Annotated in this window: 2 protein-coding genes; one reads left to right on the plus strand and one right to left on the minus strand. The window is 42.0% G+C overall.

Annotated elements, in window-relative coordinates:
- Positions 1-210, plus strand: a 210-nt coding sequence (locus A3766_RS30020) for a hypothetical protein (protein WP_197479137.1), incomplete at its 5' end; no start/stop codon positions are given.
- 55 nt (positions 211-265) lie between these two features.
- Here A3766_RS30020 and A3766_RS00585 read toward each other — a convergent pair.
- The coding region (locus A3766_RS00585; protein WP_197479138.1) for a DbpA RNA binding domain-containing protein at positions 266-714 on the minus strand (449 nt) is incomplete at its 5' end.

A 714-nucleotide genomic window follows, 5' to 3' on the forward strand; every position in this document is an offset into this window, starting at 1 on the left:
CGCCAAGATAGGGCCTTAAAGACAGTCGAGAAGAAATCTGAGTTCGATCGTATCGATAACGCTAATCGTTTTGTAGATTCATACGAAGGTACAGGGTGGTTGTTATATAGAGACTGGCCAGTTGATTCAATAGAAGTGAATGAGCCTTCATCACTGTTTTTTAGTTTGTTCCCCTTACTAGGTTTATACAGGTTCGGACGTAAGCACTAGCGATTATAACGAATTGGGATCAGTGTAAAATGTTTTATACACTGATCCCAATGCCTTAAATAAAGCGAGCCCTAAAGTTTCGACCTTTTAGTTTTCCTTTTGAAATTTTCTCAAGCGCTTTGCGACTAACTTTGTGTTCAACCGCAACATAGGCTGAGAAGTCAAAGATATTAATCTTGCCTATCGATGTTGCTTCTATCGTCTTGTCGCCTGTCAGTGCGCCCAATATGTCGCCAGGTCTGACTTTCTGTTTCTTTCCACCGTCAATTTGAATTGTTTTCATTGGTGGGTAAAAAGGCTTTTTGGCAAGGACGTCTGCTGAAGGAAGTGCTTCTGCCACTATTTCTTTGTTCAGGTACTGTTCTAATCTATCTATGCGATAGCGTTCTTTTTCTGCGTAGAGTGTAAATGCCAAACCCTTACTACCTGCACGGCCTGTTCTGCCAACGCGATGAACATGGACTTCGGAGTCGCGTGCTATGTGAAAGTTTATGACAGCATCTA

This window comes from Oleiphilus sp. HI0132 (assembly GCF_001635845.1).